The organism is Paradesulfitobacterium ferrireducens, assembly GCF_017310645.1.
Taxonomy (GTDB): Bacteria; Bacillota; Desulfitobacteriia; order Desulfitobacteriales; family Desulfitobacteriaceae; genus Paradesulfitobacterium; species Paradesulfitobacterium ferrireducens.
Map to the genome: position 1 here is coordinate 18,755 of NZ_JAFLRH010000017.1, position 16,702 is coordinate 35,456.

General features: G+C 51.1%; 14 protein-coding genes and 1 riboswitch. All 14 genes read right to left on the minus strand.

Features of this window, described 5'->3' with window-relative positions; genetic code table 11:
• Nucleotides 1-39 precede the first annotated feature (39 nt).
• A riboswitch (purine riboswitch) is annotated at nucleotides 40-140 on the minus strand.
• 169 nt (nucleotides 141-309) lie between these two features.
• Nucleotides 310-1,494, minus strand: a complete 1,185-nt coding sequence (locus tag J0X21_RS05270) for a S41 family peptidase (protein WP_206811150.1) — start codon at nucleotides 1,492-1,494, stop codon at nucleotides 310-312.
• Nucleotides 1,495-1,764: 270 nt separating this feature from the next.
• On the minus strand, nucleotides 1,765-2,895 hold the full coding sequence (locus J0X21_RS05275) for a murein hydrolase activator EnvC family protein (protein WP_206811151.1): 1,131 nt from the start codon (nucleotides 2,893-2,895) through the stop codon (nucleotides 1,765-1,767).
• 21 nt (nucleotides 2,896-2,916) lie between these two features.
• Nucleotides 2,917-3,807: a permease-like cell division protein FtsX gene (gene ftsX / locus J0X21_RS05280; RefSeq protein WP_206811152.1), complete on the minus strand. Its 891-nt coding sequence runs from the start codon at nucleotides 3,805-3,807 to the stop codon at nucleotides 2,917-2,919.
• Nucleotides 3,797-4,483, minus strand: a complete 687-nt coding sequence (gene ftsE / locus J0X21_RS05285; RefSeq protein WP_206811153.1) for a cell division ATP-binding protein FtsE — start codon at nucleotides 4,481-4,483, stop codon at nucleotides 3,797-3,799. Before ftsE ends, ftsX begins: the two co-directional genes overlap by 11 nt.
• Nucleotides 4,484-4,899: 416 nt before the next feature.
• The gene (locus tag J0X21_RS05290) at nucleotides 4,900-5,838 is read right to left on the minus strand and encodes a transketolase family protein (protein WP_236006084.1); all 939 of its coding nucleotides are present in this window, start codon (nucleotides 5,836-5,838) and stop codon (nucleotides 4,900-4,902) included.
• Complete coding sequence (locus tag J0X21_RS05295) at nucleotides 5,831-6,661, minus strand: transketolase (RefSeq protein WP_206811155.1); 831 nt, start codon at nucleotides 6,659-6,661, stop codon at nucleotides 5,831-5,833. The genes J0X21_RS05290 and J0X21_RS05295 overlap by 8 nt, the downstream gene beginning before the upstream one ends.
• Nucleotides 6,662-7,156: 495 nt before the next feature.
• Nucleotides 7,157-8,261, minus strand: a protein-coding gene (gene prfB, locus J0X21_RS05300) for a peptide chain release factor 2 (RefSeq protein ID WP_206811156.1) whose coding sequence is annotated in 2 segments (ribosomal slippage) — nucleotides 7,157-8,191 and nucleotides 8,193-8,261 — 1,104 coding nt in all. Because the reading frame shifts where the segments join, the coding sequence is not laid out codon by codon here.
• A 30-nt stretch (nucleotides 8,262-8,291) separates the two neighbouring features.
• Complete coding sequence (gene secA, locus J0X21_RS05305) at nucleotides 8,292-10,799, minus strand: preprotein translocase subunit SecA (protein WP_206811157.1); 2,508 nt, start codon at nucleotides 10,797-10,799, stop codon at nucleotides 8,292-8,294.
• A gap of 124 nt (nucleotides 10,800-10,923) precedes the next feature.
• Nucleotides 10,924-11,445: a ribosome hibernation-promoting factor, HPF/YfiA family gene (gene hpf, locus J0X21_RS05310; protein ID WP_206811158.1), complete on the minus strand. Its 522-nt coding sequence runs from the start codon at nucleotides 11,443-11,445 to the stop codon at nucleotides 10,924-10,926.
• 329 nt (nucleotides 11,446-11,774) lie between these two features.
• On the minus strand, nucleotides 11,775-11,972 hold the full coding sequence (locus J0X21_RS05315) for a cold shock domain-containing protein (protein ID WP_328812326.1): 198 nt from the start codon (nucleotides 11,970-11,972) through the stop codon (nucleotides 11,775-11,777).
• A gap of 87 nt (nucleotides 11,973-12,059) precedes the next feature.
• Entirely contained in the window at nucleotides 12,060-12,800 is a 741-nt protein-coding gene (locus tag J0X21_RS05320) for an amino acid ABC transporter ATP-binding protein (protein WP_206811160.1), read from the minus strand.
• On the minus strand, nucleotides 12,787-13,461 hold the full coding sequence (locus tag J0X21_RS05325) for an amino acid ABC transporter permease (RefSeq protein ID WP_206811161.1): 675 nt from the start codon (nucleotides 13,459-13,461) through the stop codon (nucleotides 12,787-12,789). Before J0X21_RS05325 ends, J0X21_RS05320 begins: the two co-directional genes overlap by 14 nt.
• A 278-nt stretch (nucleotides 13,462-13,739) precedes the next feature.
• Nucleotides 13,740-14,543, minus strand: a complete 804-nt coding sequence (locus J0X21_RS05330; RefSeq protein ID WP_206811162.1) for a basic amino acid ABC transporter substrate-binding protein — start codon at nucleotides 14,541-14,543, stop codon at nucleotides 13,740-13,742.
• 523 nt (nucleotides 14,544-15,066) lie between these two features.
• The gene (locus tag J0X21_RS05335; protein WP_328812328.1) at nucleotides 15,067-16,701 is read right to left on the minus strand and encodes a mannitol dehydrogenase family protein; all 1,635 of its coding nucleotides are present in this window, start codon (nucleotides 16,699-16,701) and stop codon (nucleotides 15,067-15,069) included.
• Nucleotide 16,702: the final 1 nt, after the last annotated feature.

Sequence of the window (16,702 nt, forward strand, 5' to 3'; positions counted from 1 at the left end):
CCTTTGCCTGCAAAAGCCAATCTGTCATAAGCCAAACCGCACATGACCAAATTAGCTCATAGCGAGGCAATTTCCGGTTGCCGCGTAGAAACCCTTGAACCAATTATCAAGGATATATGAGTTAGTCTGCACAATACCGCAAAATATATCTGACTTTTTAGGAAATATTATTCGACATATTAAACCAAATTCCTGCCGAACGAGAACGAAAATATACAACAAACTCCGCCTTTTCTGGATTGAAAAGGGACAAAACCGGAAAACCTTTTTTGAAAATATTGAGCAGGGGCTTAAATTTTCTCTCTATATTTACTTCCCTATCTTCCTCGCCAGTACCTCCACGGCTGTCCGTAACTGGGGATCAAACTGGGTGTTCATCGGGGAGATGGTCGGGTCTTGGTCTTTGCCCAGCTCGACTTGGACATCCGGTTCGATTCCCTTTTTGTGAATGTCAAGCTTGTTAGGCGTCAGGTACTTAGCGGTGGTCAGTTTGACACTGGTACCGCTGTCCAGCGGAAAAATCGTCTGTACAATCCCTTTGCCAAAGGTCTTCACTCCGATTAAAGTGCCGGTCCCTTTGTCTTTGATGGCCCCTGAGACAATCTCAGCGGCTGAGGCGCTTTCCCCATTCACCAGAACGACTAACGGCATATTCAAATAGTTGTCGGCAGCGTATTTGGTATCGACATTTCCGTTTTTATCCACAATATAGGTGACCGGACCCGGCGGTATAAAATAACTTGCTACCTGGACCGCCGATTCCAATTCCCCGCCCGGATTATAACGCAAATCCAGGATAATGCCTTTGTACTTCTTTATGTCTAAGCTTTTTAAGGCTTCGGCTAAGTCATTGCCCGTTTCCATGGCGAACTGGGAAATTTCAATGTAGGCCATATCCGGATGACCCGGCAAAGCTTTGCCTTCAACCGTAGGCACCGTAATCTTTTCGCGCGTGAGCGTAACCGTCACATCCCGGTTCTCACTTTCGCGGTACAAGACTAGGGTAACTTTCGTTCCTGGCTCCCCGCGCATGAGTGCGACCGCTTTATCCTGCTCGATGGTGGAGGTGTCCGTGTTGTCTATTTTTAAGATCACGTCCCCCGGTTGAATCCCTGCTTTGGCCGCAGGGGTGCTTTTAAGGGGGCGCATGACCACCAGTTTTTTCGGATCCTTGACACTGAGTATAATCCCGACGCCGCCGAATTTCCCTTCAATTTGTTCAAACAACTTTTCATTTTCCTGGGCATCAAGATACGTCGAGTAGGGATCTTTGAGAGCGCTCACAATCCCCCGGGTGGCACCGTCAACCAGCTGGTCCGTGCTGGTCGGCTCCAAGTATTCGTCCCGGATCAGCTCGAAAACCCGCACAAACCGGCCCAGGTGGTTAAAGTTGGCAACGACAACCGCACCCACTGCTACGGTTACAATGACTGAGAATATGACAAAAATCGTCAGTAAATACTTTAAGACCCTTCTTCCGCTCTGCTCCGCCAAAACCTTAACCCCTTCCTACCCCTGCCTGTCTTCATTCATAGTGCAACGCAGCGGCATAAGAACCCGTCTGCTGCTCCGTTCGGCCTAAAGAATTGCTTTTTAGGCTGGCCGAACGGCGTTAGTCATCCTCGGGCGGTAAGTTTCTTCTCCTGAATCGCCCTCGGCGATAACATCCACCGGATGTTATCGTCACCGGAGACTAACGTTCCTGGCTACTGAATTCTGACTCCTTCTACAAAGTCAAGCCTAATCTAAGTATATGCTTGTTTACTAATTGAAATACCTTAAAGGATCTGTGGGATTTCCGCCGACCCTGACTTCAAAATGAAGATGCGGTCCGGTGCTCCATCCCGTAGAGCCGACATAGCCGATCACCTGACCGGCCTTCACGGTATCCCCGTTGCTCACCGCAATCCGGGACTGGTGTCCGTAAAGGGTTGAAGTTCCCTCGCCATGGTCGATAACCACTGCGTTGCCATAAGCTCCATACCAACCGGCGTAAATCACTTCTCCGTCACCTGCCGCTTGAATCGCAGTCCCGGTAGGGGCAGGCAGGTCAACCCCGGTGTGAAGTTTGCGCTGGCCTGTGATCGGGTGCGTGCGGTAGCCAAAGGGTGAACTTATTTCATACCGTCCCGGAAGCGGCCAATTGCTGACTGAACCGACCACTCCGCCTTTGCGTGAGCGCTGGATTTGGCGGATTTTCTCCCCGATGGCATTGGAATCTTTCTCCAGCTGTTCAATTTGGTCAGACAATTCCTGCTGAGCTTTTTTGTTGGCTGCCAGTGAAACCTGGAGCTGACCGTTCTTGCTGTCCAAATCTTTCTTGGCGGCTGCCGCCTGGGCTTGCAATGCAGCAGCCTGGTCACGCGCCGCTTTTAATTCTTCTGTTTTCTTGGTGATCTGGTCTTTCTCTGTCCGGATATCGGAGAGAAGCTGTTGGTCATTGTCTACCAGCCTGCTTAAGTACTCAATCCTGGTGATAAAATCACTGATGCTGGACGACTCAAATAAAATCCCGAGGTAGCTTATTTGCCCATTCTCATAAATGCCGCGCACTCTCTGGGCTAAAGCCAAACGGCGCTGGTCTAGTTGTTCAACCTTCGCCTGCAGCTCCTTTTCCGAAGCAGTGACCTGTGCCTGGGCCTGGTTATATGCACTCTGCTTCTGATTCAGAGATACGGTGGCGGCAGAAATCTGAGCTTTTAACTGGTCCTGCTCTTTCTTCATTTTATCCGCCGTATAAGTGAGCTGGTTTAAGCGTCCTTGCACTTGATTAGTTTGTTCCGTCAATTTCTGCTGCTCACGAATCGCATCATCCAGCTCATCCGCCCGCAGCACCGGTCCGGAGGATAAAAGCAAGGCAAAAGAGAGGACGATAGCCGGAATCACTCTTTTCAACTCGAATCCCTCCCCCAAAGTTTAGATCTTAAGGAACTGTCTCAGCGAGATGGCCGTGCCGATCGCCCCGATGGCCATCCCGGAAACCAGGAGTCCGCTCAAAACCTGCCAGAACAGCATCGGATTTTGCACTACCGGAAGGAAGGCCAGGGTATTCTGGACATACCCGCTCAGCCAGTCATACGTTACCCCAACGGTCGCTGAGGCCAGAAGACCCCCGACCAAGCCCAAAAACATTCCTTCGATGAAGAAAGGCCAGCGAATAAAACCGTTGGTCGCACCGACCAGTTTCATAATCTGAATCTCCCGGCGGCGGGAGAAAATATTCATTTTGATATTGATCGAGATCAGAACGATGGAAGCAATCGCAAAAGCCACGATGACTCCGATACCGACCCAGCGCAGCCAACGCGTAAACGGCAGGAGCTTATCTATGAAATCCTTGCCGTAAACTACGTTTTCCACCCCTGAAAACCCCTGAATGCGCATGGCAATGTCTTTAACGACCTGGGGATCAGCCGCTTTAACCGTCAGCCTGTCCGGGAAAGGATTTATCCCGCCAAGGTCGTCGAGCAAATTATTGCCGCTGCTCTTCATGGTTTTGCCGAACTCAACCAGAGCCTGTTCTTTCGAGACAATCGTGACCGATGAAACCTGGGGCATTCTCTCGATGTCCAGTTTAAGTGTACCCAGCTGCTGGGGAGTAACGGATTTATCCGTAAACACCGCGATTTCCAGCTCGGATTCAAAGGTAGTGGCCATATTGTCCGCATTGACCATAAAGAAAATCGAAAAGCCCAGGATGACCAGGGATACCATAATCGTGAGAACGGAGGCTACACTTAACCAGGGATTGCGCCTGATTGAGTGAAAGGTTTCACGGAGGATGTAGCGCAGGGAGTTAAACTTCATAGCCGTATGCTCCCTTCTCTTCATCCCGTACCAGGCGGCCGCCTTCGATTGCGACCACCCGCTTTTGCATTTGGTCCACGATGTCCTTGGCATGAGTAGCCATGATCACCGTTGTTCCGCGTTTATTGATGTTATAGAGCAAATCCATAATTCCCCAGGCATTCTCGGGATCGAGGTTGCCGGTCGGTTCATCTGCAACCAGCAAGCCGGGACTGTTGATAATAGCGCGCGCGACACACGCCCGCTGCTGCTCTCCACCGGAAAGCTGATGGGGAAACGACTTGCCCTTGCCCCCCAGGCCGACGAGCTCCAGGGCAGCCCGGGAACGGGTCTGAACTTCCCGGGTCGACATTCCCAAAACTTCTAAGGCAAAGGCGGTATTTTCTTCCACCGTTTTGTTGGGAAGCAGTTTAAAATCTTGGAAGATGACCCCTATTCCTCTCCGCAAATAAGGAACTTCATGTTCGCGCATCCGTACCAGATTTCTATTATTCACTAACACCTGACCCCGGGTTGGTTTTTCTTCCCGGTAGAGAAGACGAATCAAAGTGGATTTTCCGGCCCCGCTCGGTCCGACCAGGAACACAAATTCTCCTTTGCCTATTTTCAGGTTAATATCGCTGAGGGCCCGGGCACCGTTCGGATAAATTTTTGATACATTACTCAGCTGAATCATTTCCGTCCTCCTCGTTCCGTGTCAAAGCCCTTTTTCCCCATAACTATTATTAAATTCGACACAAGTCTTGGATTTCCTGTTATAAAAAAATAAAACGGGCTGGTTGAACGAGACTTCATTCAGAGGGGGATTCAACCCCCTCTGAATGTTAGTCGAGTCCATACTGAACATTACCCGCCCTTTGGCACCCGCATCCTCGCCGCATAAGAAATTTAGTAAGTTTGCGGCTCGGCGAAAGCAATCCTCAGCCGTTAAGTTATTTTCACTGGTCAGCGGCTTCGGCGAAACCCTCCACTGGAGGCTTTCGTTGCAAGATACTTTCGGCCTATAAAGGCGGGGGACTTAGGGCGGGTTAGCTCAGTGTTAAAGCCCGTTTTCTTATATATAGTTGTCAGACAAGATGCCTTTGCCCCTTTTTACTTTCGCTCCCTCACGTTCTTGACGGCTTTCACCAGTTCGGCCTTGGAAAGCCCGTACTTCTCAAGAAGTTCGAGGGGACGGCCGGATTCCCCGAAGGTATCCTTAAGCCCAATGCGCACCATCGGAGTGGGCTGATGCTCCGCCAGAACTTCAGCGACGGCGCTTCCGAGGCCGCCGATGATGTTATGCTCTTCAGCCGTAACCACGGCCCCGCACTCAGCCGCAATACGTACGATGGTTTCCCGGTCCAGGGGCTTGACCGAGGCGGCATTGACCACACTGACTTCTATTCCGGAAGCGGAAAGCTCAGCGGCAGCCTCCAGGGCAATTCCTAACATCATCCCATTGGCGATAATCGCAGCGTCTTTGCCCTCGCGCAGGACGTTGGCCTTGCCGATCTCAAAGTGATAATCCTTATCAAAGAGCAGCGGCACGTCGAGACGGCCCATCCGGATATAGACCGGGCCCTGATGTTTAGCTGCAGCGTAGACGGCCTGGCGTGTTTCTTCTCCATCTGCCGGAACCAGGACGGTCATATTGGGCAAAGCCCGCATAATGGCCACATCTTCCACGGCCTGATGGGTTGCGCCGTCCTCCCCTACGGTTATCCCGGCGTGGGTGGCGGCTATTTTTACGTTAAGCTGGGGGTAAGCAACCGAATTGCGAATTTGCTCAAAAGCGCGTCCGGTGGCAAAGACCGCAAACGTGCTGGCAAACGGGATCTTGCCGGCAGCCGCGAGCCCGGCGGCCGTTCCGATCATATTCTGTTCCGCAATCCCCATGTTGAAGAAGCGCTCCGGATAGTTCTTGGCAAAGTCTGCGGTTTTGGTGGATTTGGACAGATCGGCATCGAGGACCACAATCTTAGGATTTTCTGCGCCTAAAGCTACGAGAGCCTTGCCATAAGCGTCACGGGTTGCTTGTTTCTCAGCCAAGTTTAGATGCCTCCTCTTCCAATTCTCTGAGCGCTTGCTCAGCTTGCTCTGCGCTGGGAGCATTGCCGTGCCAGCCTACCTGATTCTCCATAAAAGATACCCCTTTGCCCTTGACGGTTTGGGCAATGATCATTGTGGGTTTGCCTTTAACCGCTTGGGCTTCAGCTAAAGCCTTTAGAATCGCGTCTACATCATGACCGTCCACTTCAATGACATGCCAGCCGAAAGCCTGCCACTTTTCCGGCAGGGGCGCGGAAGACATTACGCTGTCCGTGGTGCCGTCAATTTGCAGCCCGTTGAAATCGAGAATGGCTGTCAAGTTATCCAGCTTATAGTGGGCCGCAGCCATGGCCGCTTCCCATACTTGCCCTTCTGCCAGCTCCCCGTCCCCTAAGAGCACGTACACGCGGTAGTCTTTTTGGTCGAGCTTGGCAGCCAAAGCCATGCCATTAGCGGCAGAAAGCCCTTGTCCCAAAGAACCGGTGGACATGTCCACTCCGGGCGTATGCTTCATATCCGGATGTCCCTGGAGCATGCGTCCGGTCTGGCGCAGTTCCCATAATTCATTTTTAGGAAAATATCCTTTTTCCGCCAAAGCTGCATAGAGCACCGGGGCCGCATGCCCTTTTGAGAGAATAAAACGGTCGCGCTCCGGCCACTTCGGATTCTCCGGCTGGATGCGCATTACCTTAAAATAGAGAGCAGCCACGATGTCCGCAGCGGACAGGCTTCCTCCCGGATGCCCCGATTTCGCCGGAAGCAGCATCTTGATAATATCCTGACGCATCGCGTTGGCCATGCGCCGAATGTCTGTGGTCGACAAATATATTCCTCCTTAGTATAAAATCTAGCATTACTATTGTGAGGTATTCAGAATTCAGGAACGTAAGTCTCCGGTGACGATGATATCCAGTGGATGTCATCGCCGAGGGCGATTCTACAAAAGGATACTCACCGCCTGAGGATGACTTACGCCGTTCGGCCAAACCAATGAGAAATTCTTCTGGCCGAACGGAACAGTAGTCAGAATAGCTTAGAAAAACACTCCTGACTCCTGGCTTCTGCCCTGAAAATAGACGAGGGGCAATTACTTAGCGAACCGTAGAGCAGAGGAGCGTCGAGAGCGCAGTTGATTCAGCGTTAAGCAGCGTCACGGTTCACTTCAGGTATTACCCTAAGGTTTGGCGCTGTAGCTGAATCAACAAGCGAACAGCTCCGGCGCGTGGTGAGCGGGTAATGCACCTTGGCTATTTTCATCCATCAGTGGTGCCGCATAGCGGCATGGGAGTCTGACTACTGACTCCTGTCTCCAATGAACTTACTGCACTTTCTTGGTGTGCTGCAGGTAGGCCGCGATAAACTCGTCAATTTCCCCGTCCATGACGGCGGTGACATTTCCGGTCTCCACATTCGTGCGATGGTCTTTGACCAGGCTGTATGGGTGGAATACATAGGAGCGGATTTGGCTGCCCCAGGCAATTTCCTGCTGTTCCCCCCGAATCTCGGACATCTCTTCTTCCTGCTGCTTGCGTTTAAGCTCAAGCAGCTTGGCCTGGAGAATACGCATCGCCACGGCCCGGTTCTGAATCTGGGAGCGTTCGCTCTGACACTGAACCACAATCCCGGTGGGAAGGTGGGTAATGCGCACGGCCGAGTCCGTCTTATTCACATGCTGGCCGCCCGCCCCTCCGGAGCGGTAAGTGTCAACCCGCAGTTCTTCCGGGTTAATATTGATTTCGGCGTCATCCGCAACCTCGGGAATCACGTCCACCGAGGCGAACGAGGTATGGCGGCGCCCGGAAGCGTCAAACGGAGAAATGCGCACCAAGCGGTGCACTCCTTTTTCGGCCTTGGCATAGCCGTAGGCATTCTCTCCGGCCACGGACAGGGTGACGCTTTTGACCCCGGCCTCTTCACCAGCCAGCAAATCCAAGGTCTCGACTTTATACCCCCGCCGCTCACCCCACCTTACATACATCCGGTAGAGCATCTGAACCCAGTCTTGGGCTTCCGTCCCCCCGGCTCCGGCATGCAGGGTTAAGATGGCATTGTTGCGGTCATACTGCCCGCTGAGAAGAATCTCCAATTCCAGATTGGCGAAGTGCTCCCTCAGCTTTTTAACCCCCCGCTCAATCTCCCCTTCGAGCGAGTCGTCCCCTTCTTCTGCAGCCAGTTCCCAGAAAGTAACCTGGTCCTCCAGCTCCTGCTCCAGATCCCGGTAAATTTTCACTTTTCCCTGTTGATAGGACAGTTCCTGCATAGTCTTCTGGGCACTGGCCGGCTCATCCCAAAAATCCGGGCGGTTCAATTCCTGCTCCAGCCCCTGAATTTTCTCTTCGCACTGGGCGACGTCAAAGGGAAACCCTCAAATCTGCCAAACGCTTGGATAAAAGCTCGAATTCCCGCTTGTAATCCTCAAGCACATGTCTCATCCCTTTCAATCTCTAATTGGTCTAGGCTGAGCGGCCGCAGCACTTCTTGTACTTTTTGCCGCTGCCGCAGGGGCAGGGGTCATTGCGCCCGACTTGCTCCCCGATGTGCACCGGCTGCAAGGGCTGCTCCTCATCCCGGTTGGTGCTGATATTTTTCGGTTCCTCCGGCTGCTGTTCCGGCTGTGCTACCTGGGGAGTGACCCGCATCATATAACGGACAATGTCCTCTTGAATACTGTCGATCATACTCTGGAACATGTCAAAGCCCTCATGCCGGTACTCGACTAAAGGATCCCGCTGGCCATATGCCCTAAGCCCGATTCCTTCCCGCAGCATATCCATGGCATCCAGGTGATCCATCCACTTGCTGTCCACCACCTGGAGTATGACGGCCCGTTCAATCTCGCGCATCAGCTCGGCCCCGAACATCTCTTCCCGCTTCTCATAGTAGGCGACAGCTTCATTTAGCAGAAGCTCCTCGACTTCTTCTTTGTTGAGATTGGCGATATGCTCCGCCGTCAGCTTATGCCCGGGGAGCAAGAGATTGTCACAGTACTCAAGAAAGCTGGGCAAATCCCACTCTTCCGGATACGGGCTTTCTCCGCTGAACATGCTGACGGTGTCCGCCACCGTCTTCTCAATCATATCCATGATGTTGTCCCGCAGGTTCTCGCCCATGAGCACAGCCCGGCGCTGGGCATAAATGACCTCACGCTGCTGGTTCATGACATCATCATATTCCAGGACGTGCTTGCGGATATCAAAGTTGCGCTGTTCCACCCTGTGCTGGGCGTTTTCCAGAGAGCGGGTGATGATTTTGGAAGTAATCGGAATGCTGTCATCCATTCCAAGCTTATCCATCAAGCCCATGATGTTCTCTGAACCGAACAAGCGCATCAGGTCATCTTCCAGGGACAAAAAGAACTGGGATGAACCGGGGTCGCCCTGGCGGCCCGCCCGCCCGCGCAGCTGGTTGTCAATCCGGCGCGATTCATGGCGCTCTGTCCCGATGATGTGCAGCCCCCCTAACTGGGCCACACCCTCTCCGAGCACAATATCCGTCCCACGTCCGGCCATATTGGTGGCAATCGTGACCATGCCCCGCTGTCCGGCTTCCGATACGATCAAGGCCTCTTTTTCATGGTGTTTGGCATTCAATACCTGGTGCGGAATCCCCCGCCGCTCCAACATGGCGCTCAGCCGCTCGGACTTTTCAATCGAGACGGTGCCCACCAGGATCGGCTGGCCCTTGGCATGGCGCTCTCCGATTTCCTCCACCACCGCCTGGAATTTTCCTTCCTCCGTCCGGTACACGACATCGGGCATATCATCCCGGATCATGTCCTTGTTGGTCGGAATCTCGACCACATCCAGCTTATAGATTTTCCGGAACTCTGGGGCCTCGGTCATGGCGGTGCCGGTCATTCCAGCCAGCTTATTGTACATGCGGAAATAATTTTGGAACGTGATCGTGGCCAGGGTTTGCGATTCTTTTTCGATCTTTACGTTTTCCTTGGCCTCAATCGCCTGGTGCAGTCCCTCACTGTAGCGGCGGCCGAACATGAGGCGGCCGGTAAATTCATCCACGATGATAACCTGTCCGTCCTTGACCACATAATCGCGGTCCCGCTTAAACAAGGCGTGGGCTTTTAAAGCCTGGTTAACGTGGTGGGCCACTTCCGTGTGCAAATCATCATAGAGGTTATCCACCCCCAGCATGCTTTCCACCCGGCCTACACCATGCTCGGTTAATGTCACCACCCGGTCCTTTTCATTGACATGGTAATCCTCTTCCACCTTTAAGCGGGGAATCACCTTGGCGACGCGATAGTAGAGCTCCGTCGGCTTGTCGGCCTCCCCGGAAATGATCAAGGGGGTGCGGGCCTCGTCAATTAAGATGGAGTCTACTTCGTCCACAATCGCAAAATTCAGTTCGCGCTGGACCAGACCTTCCGGGCGGGTCACCATGTTATCCCGCAGGTAATCAAACCCGAATTCATTGTTGGTGCCATACGTAATATCCGCGTGATAGCTTTCCCGGCGCTCGGCATAATTAAGCCCGTGCACAATCAAACCGACGGAAAGGCCGAGGAAACGGTGAATCTGGCCCATCCATTCACTGTCCCGGCGGGCCAGGTAATCGTTTACGGTTACGATATGAACCCCGCGCCCGCTTAAGGCGTTGAGATAAGACGGAAGGGTCGCCACCAAGGTTTTCCCTTCCCCGGTTTTCATTTCTGCGATTTTGCCCTCGTGCAGGACCATGCCTCCAATGAGCTGAACATCATAATGGCGCTGGTTCAGGACGCGCTTGGCCGCTTCCCGCACCACCGCAAAAGCCTCCGGCAGCAGGGCGTCCAAGCTTTCTCCGTTCTCATGACGCCGGCGGAATTCATCCGTCTTTTGCCTCAGTTCCTCATCGCTTAACCCTTTAATACTGGGTTCCAGTTCATTAATTTGTCTGACGCGCTTTTGATATTTTTTAATTTCACGCGCATTATCATCCAACAGATTGCTTAAAAACCCCATGCGAACCACCTTTCTTCGTCCTGGGCATCACTTTATTGTAACATCACCTGAAATAGGCCGCAAGTTGTCCGGAAGCGCAAAAGTAATCGGGACGCACTGCATCAGCACGCCCCGATTATCCCGCTTAAGCTTCCGGTTCCAGGAGACCATAATCCCCGTCTTTACGCCGGTACACCACGTTCATTTGGTGGGTGTCGGCATTGGTAAAGACATAAAAATTATGTCCGACGAGGTTCATTTGCATGATGGCTTCATCAACAGCCATGGGTTTTGCTGAGAATTTCTTGTTGCGCACCAATTGGTGCTCTTCTTCTGCCGGCCCCACACTCGGCTCGTGATCCTTGAGGACTTTGGAACGCATTTTTCTCAGGATCCGGGTCCGGTATTTATCAATTTGGCGTTCCAGCTTTTCTAAGACAAGGTCAATGGAAGAGTACATATCTCCCGTTTCTTCTTCCCCGCGTAAAATCATCCCATTAATAGGTGCCGTCACTTCTACCCGGTGGCGGTCCCGTTCGACCAGCAAGGTCACGGTAATATCCTGAAATTCGTCGGTGTATTTTTCTAATTTGCCGACCCGCTTCGTTACGTAACTTTTCAGGGCATCCGTCACCTCAATATGCTTACCGCGAATGATTATGTTCATGTACCCAACCTCCTTTTTACCTGGTCTGTAGTATAATATTCCCCTCTCTTAACAAAAATCCTGCTGAAACACGGAATAAGACGTCTCTATTTTTCCCAGAAATCTTCTAAAGAAACACAAGGGTGTAAAGAACATTTCAACAAGCAAAGAAAACTCGGCTTGCGCCGAGCTTTGCGAAGGCGGAAGCCGTAGTTGCACTTGTGCGCCCTCAAACTTATACTTTCCGATTAGCCGAAAAAAGAACCGCCAAAAGCGATTCTTTTAATAGCAGTTTATTAGGCACATCCAACTTTCAGGCTTTAGGCCATCGTCAGCTTGGTTCTCAGACTTTAAGCCATCGTGACATTGGAAGCCTGTTCACCACGGGGACCCTGGATCACGTCGAACTCGACCTCTTGTCCTTGTTCCAATGTACGGAACCCGTCTCCGAGGATCGAAGAATAATGCACAAAGACGTCCCTGCCATTATCCCTTTCGATAAACCCGTACCCCTTTTGCTTGCTAAACCACTTCACTTTACCTAACACCAAAAACAACCTCCTTGATTTCTGGGCTTTACGCCCTTCCTTCTAAGGATAACCAGTGTTGGTAAAAATTAAACATGGAACGTGGCTTCATTCAGAGGGGACCCCCACTGAGAGAATCTTGCTTAGAAAGGACTGGGTACGGGGATTGCGGGGGTTGGCAAAGACATCCTCCGGAACCCCTTCTTCCATGATAATCCCTTCATCCATGAAGATCACGCGGTCTCCCACTTCGCGCGCGAACCCCATTTCATGCGTGACCACCACCATGGTCATTCCTTCCCGGGCCAAATCCTTCATGACCGCGAGCACCTCTCCCACCATCTCCGGATCCAGAGCCGAAGTCGGTTCATCAAAGAGCATTACCTTGGGCTTCATGGCCAGGGCTCGGGCGATGGCCACCCGCTGCTGCTGACCGCCGGAAAGACGCTCCGGGTACTCATGCGCTTTATCCGATAGCCCTACTTTGCGCAGGAGTTCCAAGCCTATTTGTTCTGCTTCACCCTTGCTTACACCGCGCACAATCTGCGGTGCGAGAGTAACATTCTCTAATGCTGTCATATGCGGAAACAGGTTAAAGCGCTGAAAAACCATCCCGACTTCGCGCCGGATGGCATTGACATTCGTCTCGGAATTGAGAGGAATGCCGTCAATCACAATCTCTCCATCGGTCAGCTCTTCCAGCTTGTTGAGGCAGCGTAAAAAGGTGCTCTTGCCCGAACCGCTGGGCCCGATCACCACCACCACTTCTTTTTCCCTGATATGGCAGTCGATGCCCTTGAGCACTTCCAGCTTGCCGAAATATTTGTGGAGATTCTTAACGTATATCACTTTTAGCCAGCCTCCTCTCCACAACCGCCAGTATTCTTGAGATGACCAGCGTCATAACTAAATACATAAGAGCCACCTCAATATAAATCGGAACCGGCTGGGCGGTGCGGCCGACGATGATTTTACCTCTGTAAAGGAGTTCTTCCATAGTAATAATTGATACTAAAGACGAGTCTTTAAGCATGGCAATAAACTCGTTTCCCAGAGGGGGAATAACCCGTTTAACAGCCTGGGGCAGGATTATATAACGCATGGCCTGACCGTGGCTCATACCCAAAGAACGGGCAGCCTCTGTCTGGCCGCGGTCAATGGACTGAATCCCCGCCCGAAAGATTTCGGCGATATAGGCTCCGGAGTTCATGCCCAAGGCTAAAAAGGCCGCAATCCATTCCCATTTGTTTGGGGTACTAAATCCGAAAAGAGGAGGAAAAGCAAAATATACAATAAACAGCTGAACTAAGAGCGGGGTTCCGCGCAAAAAATCGATATAGACCGTAGCCACAAGGCGCAATAGTCTGAAGCTCGAGAGCTTGGCCAGAGACATAATCAACCCGATCACCAGGCCCATAGCCACTGCCCCGGCTGTCAGCTCAAGGGTCACAACCGCACCTTGAAGGAGAATGGGGAAGCTTTCAAAGGCCAAACCCCAGTTAATATACACGCATAAATCCTCCTCGCCTGATTTTGACTGTCTAGGTCAAAATACCTGTTTCTTCTGCAAATTATACAAGCTATTGCGCGGTTATTCAAGCCGCAGCACGCGCTATCTATGGCACGCCCTATCATCAATTGCACCGTCAAACAAGCAGGGTACCCCAGAGAAATTCTGAAGTACCCTTAGAAATAATAATCTTATTCTTGGAATGCAAGCATTCATTAAGCTATCGTCCTAGTTCTGATACAGGCTGAGTTTTGCAGACAACTGACTGGTTCGGCGGCTTAGAACTTAGGAGCATCCTCATTAAACCACTTTTTATATATATTGTTATAGGTTCCGTCTTCCTTAAATTTCTTTAAGGTCGCATTGACTTTATTAGCCAGTTCGGTATTTCCCAGCTTAAAAGCAATTCCGTAAAATTCCGGATCGACGTCCGCTTTAACCGTATCAATGTTGGCATTCTTGTTCTTCTCGGCAAAATAGATCACGACCGGAGCATCCGCAACCACAGCATCCACTCCGCCGTTGAGCAAGTCATTCAAGGCATCGGGAGTTGTATCGTATTTCTTGGGTGTAATTCCCTGATCCTCAACAACAAATTGTCCGGTGGTGTCAAGCTGGACGCCAACTCTTTTTCCTTTTAAATCGGCAATGGTCTTGAAGTTGGATCCTTTCTTGGACGCAATATATTGTACCGTTTGAAAGTACTTATCACTGAAAAGAATACTTTTGGCCCTCTCCGGAGTAATAGTCATCGCTGAAATGACCGCGTCAAAATTCCCATTGGCCAGAGACATGGGCAGGCCGTCAAAAGATGAAGTCTTGAACTCAACTTTATACCCCAGGTCTTCCCCAATGGCTTTCATCAAGTCAATGTCAAACCCTTGCGCTTCATGTTTCTCATCGAAGAATTCAAACGGTGCATAAGCGATATCCGAGCCGACTTTCAGCACCTTTTCCCCTGAGCCGGCGCTATTGCTGTTCCCGGCCGGAGCATTGGCGCCGCTGCTGCCGCAGCCGGCCAAAGCAACCAAACTCAAAATAAGTAAAAATACGGTAGCAAGACGTAATCCTTTTTTAGACATTCTCTTTTTTCTCCCTTCATTCGCTGGAAAATTCATTGTCTGGCAGAAGCTCGTCCAGACGGATAAAATTATACATAGGTCTGAAACTTTATTCAATACCTATTTCCAGAATATTTCCAGGATTGTAGTGTATACATGGATGCGAGCTTGGTTTTAATTTAGTAAACTAAAACCAAGCACATGCTATTTTAAAAGTTATGCACTCACTTTAGTCACAGGTACCTGTGGATAATGTTGATAACTTTGGGGGGGAACCGTTATTTGAGGGATTAAGCTGTGCATAACGATGTGGAAAAAGTCTAACCTCTCCTAAAAAACCAGGAACACGTTTTTATTTACGTAATAGATTGAACTTTGCAAAAGTAAAAAACCTAGACAAACGAATTAGAGAGATTGAAAGAACTAATCGAGAATGGAACTCGGATTATGAAGGGGGTTACCGCTGAAAAAGCGGTTAAATAGCTGCCAAAAAGCGGGAAACCCTCATACGAGAGCTTCCCGTTCATACTGTCTGCTTATCTTTTTAGCCTAAATACTTTTGCAGGGTTGCCCGCACCGCGTTTTTACCCGCCAGCATCTCAGTGAAGTAGCCTTCAATCTTTGCTCCCAACCCCGCCTCATAGAGATTGATCCCAAAGATGCTTTCATTCGCCAGAATCAGCTTTAAGACTTCAGCTCCCTGTAAGACATCTGCAACTGCTTCCCAGCTGCCGAGACTTACTCCGGAAAGGTGAGACCGCAGCGGCTCAAGCATAGGGTCTGGACTTAAAGGCATTTCCAAGCCATGATCATCCACACCCAGAAGGTACCTGCACCATCCCGCAATGACCAGGGGTATATAGGTGAGATTGGCCGGGTCCAGGTCCTTCCTGCTGTGATAGGCTTTGATTGTCTCCCCGAATCGAATCCCTATCTTTTGCGAAGTATCGGTGGCTATTCTTTGGGGAGCATCGGGAATATAAGGGTTGGGAAGCCTTTGTTCAATCACCTCGCGCAGGAAATCTGCGGGATTTAAGATACCGGGATTGATGACAACAGGCAGCCCTTCTTCATATCCAATCTTCTGCACCAGCTTGTGCAAATGGGGGTCTTTCATTTCATCCGCGATCAGGGTATAACCCAAGAGACAGCCGAATACCGCCAAGGCCGTATGCAGCGGATTAAGACAGGTGCAAACTTTCATTTTTTCAACTTTATCCACGGTCTGCCTGTCGCTAAAGATTACCCCTGCCAGCTCCAGCGGCATGCGGCCGTTGGGAAAGCTGTCTTCGATAACCAGGTATTGCGGCCCCTCAGCATTGACAAACGGAGCAATAAACGTATTTTTGCCCGTGCAGATAATCCCGGTATCGACAAAACCTGCGGCCTCCAGGGCATTTTTGACTGTTTCCGAAGGCCTGGGGGTGATTTTATCGATCATGGACCAGGGGAAAGTGACTTGAGCCGGATCATTAAGATAGGCTAAAAAATCCCGTTCTACCAGTCCATTCGCCACCCATTGTTCGACGATGGCCTGAACGGCATCATGCAGCTTCTCCCCATTATGGGAGCAATTGTCCATACTGACAAAGGCAATGGGGAGTCTGCCGCTTTGATAGCGGGTATAGGCCAGGGAAGCAATCTTGGACATCAGGTGCCTGGGCTCAGCCGGTCCCTGCCTCATATCACACAGGACATCATCCAGGTATTCCCCTGACAGCTTCTTCAGGCTATAGCCTTTTTCCGTGATCGTAAAGCTGGCCATTTGCAGGGAGGGCTTGGCAAAGATCCTGGTCAGCCTCTTCCAGTCTTGTGTACGCGCACTGTCTCCGATAAGGGCTTCAGCGATGCTTCCAACCACCCTTTTCTTAAGAGTACCGTCAGGATTCATGATGACCAGGAGATTGAGATTGTCGTACGGCGTATACATCCGGTCAATAATCTCGATATCATATGCCTCGACCGCAATAATGCCCGTATCCGCTTGACCCAGATTGAGCAGGGTTTGCTGCAGGGCGGCAATAAACCCGCGGAAGATATTACCGGCACCGAAATGGACCCAGGTCGGATTCTCCCTGGTACGGGCGGCCATGCGGTCATACTCGAATCCCGGGAGCTCAATATTTACCTCTGCCCATGCCTTGGCATCCTTTAAGCTTTCTCTGCTTAAGTTCAGCATT

Bases quoted from the DNA above. Each gene is read 5' to 3' on its own strand.
- ftsX (WP_206811152.1), bottom strand. From the start codon at position 3,807: ATGAAGTTTAACTCCCTGCGCTACATCCTCCGTGAAACCTTTCACTCA.
- ftsE (WP_206811153.1), bottom strand. From the start codon at position 4,483: ATGATTCAGCTGAGTAATGTATCAAAAATTTATCCGAACGGTGCCCGG.
- secA (WP_206811157.1), bottom strand. From the start codon at position 10,799: ATGGGGTTTTTAAGCAATCTGTTGGATGATAATGCGCGTGAAATTAAA.
- hpf (WP_206811158.1), bottom strand. From the start codon at position 11,445: ATGAACATAATCATTCGCGGTAAGCATATTGAGGTGACGGATGCCCTG.
- J0X21_RS05330 (WP_206811162.1), bottom strand. From the start codon at position 14,543: ATGTCTAAAAAAGGATTACGTCTTGCTACCGTATTTTTACTTATTTTG.
- J0X21_RS05335 (WP_328812328.1), bottom strand. From the start codon at position 16,701: ATGCTGAACTTAAGCAGAGAAAGCTTAAAGGATGCCAAGGCATGGGCA.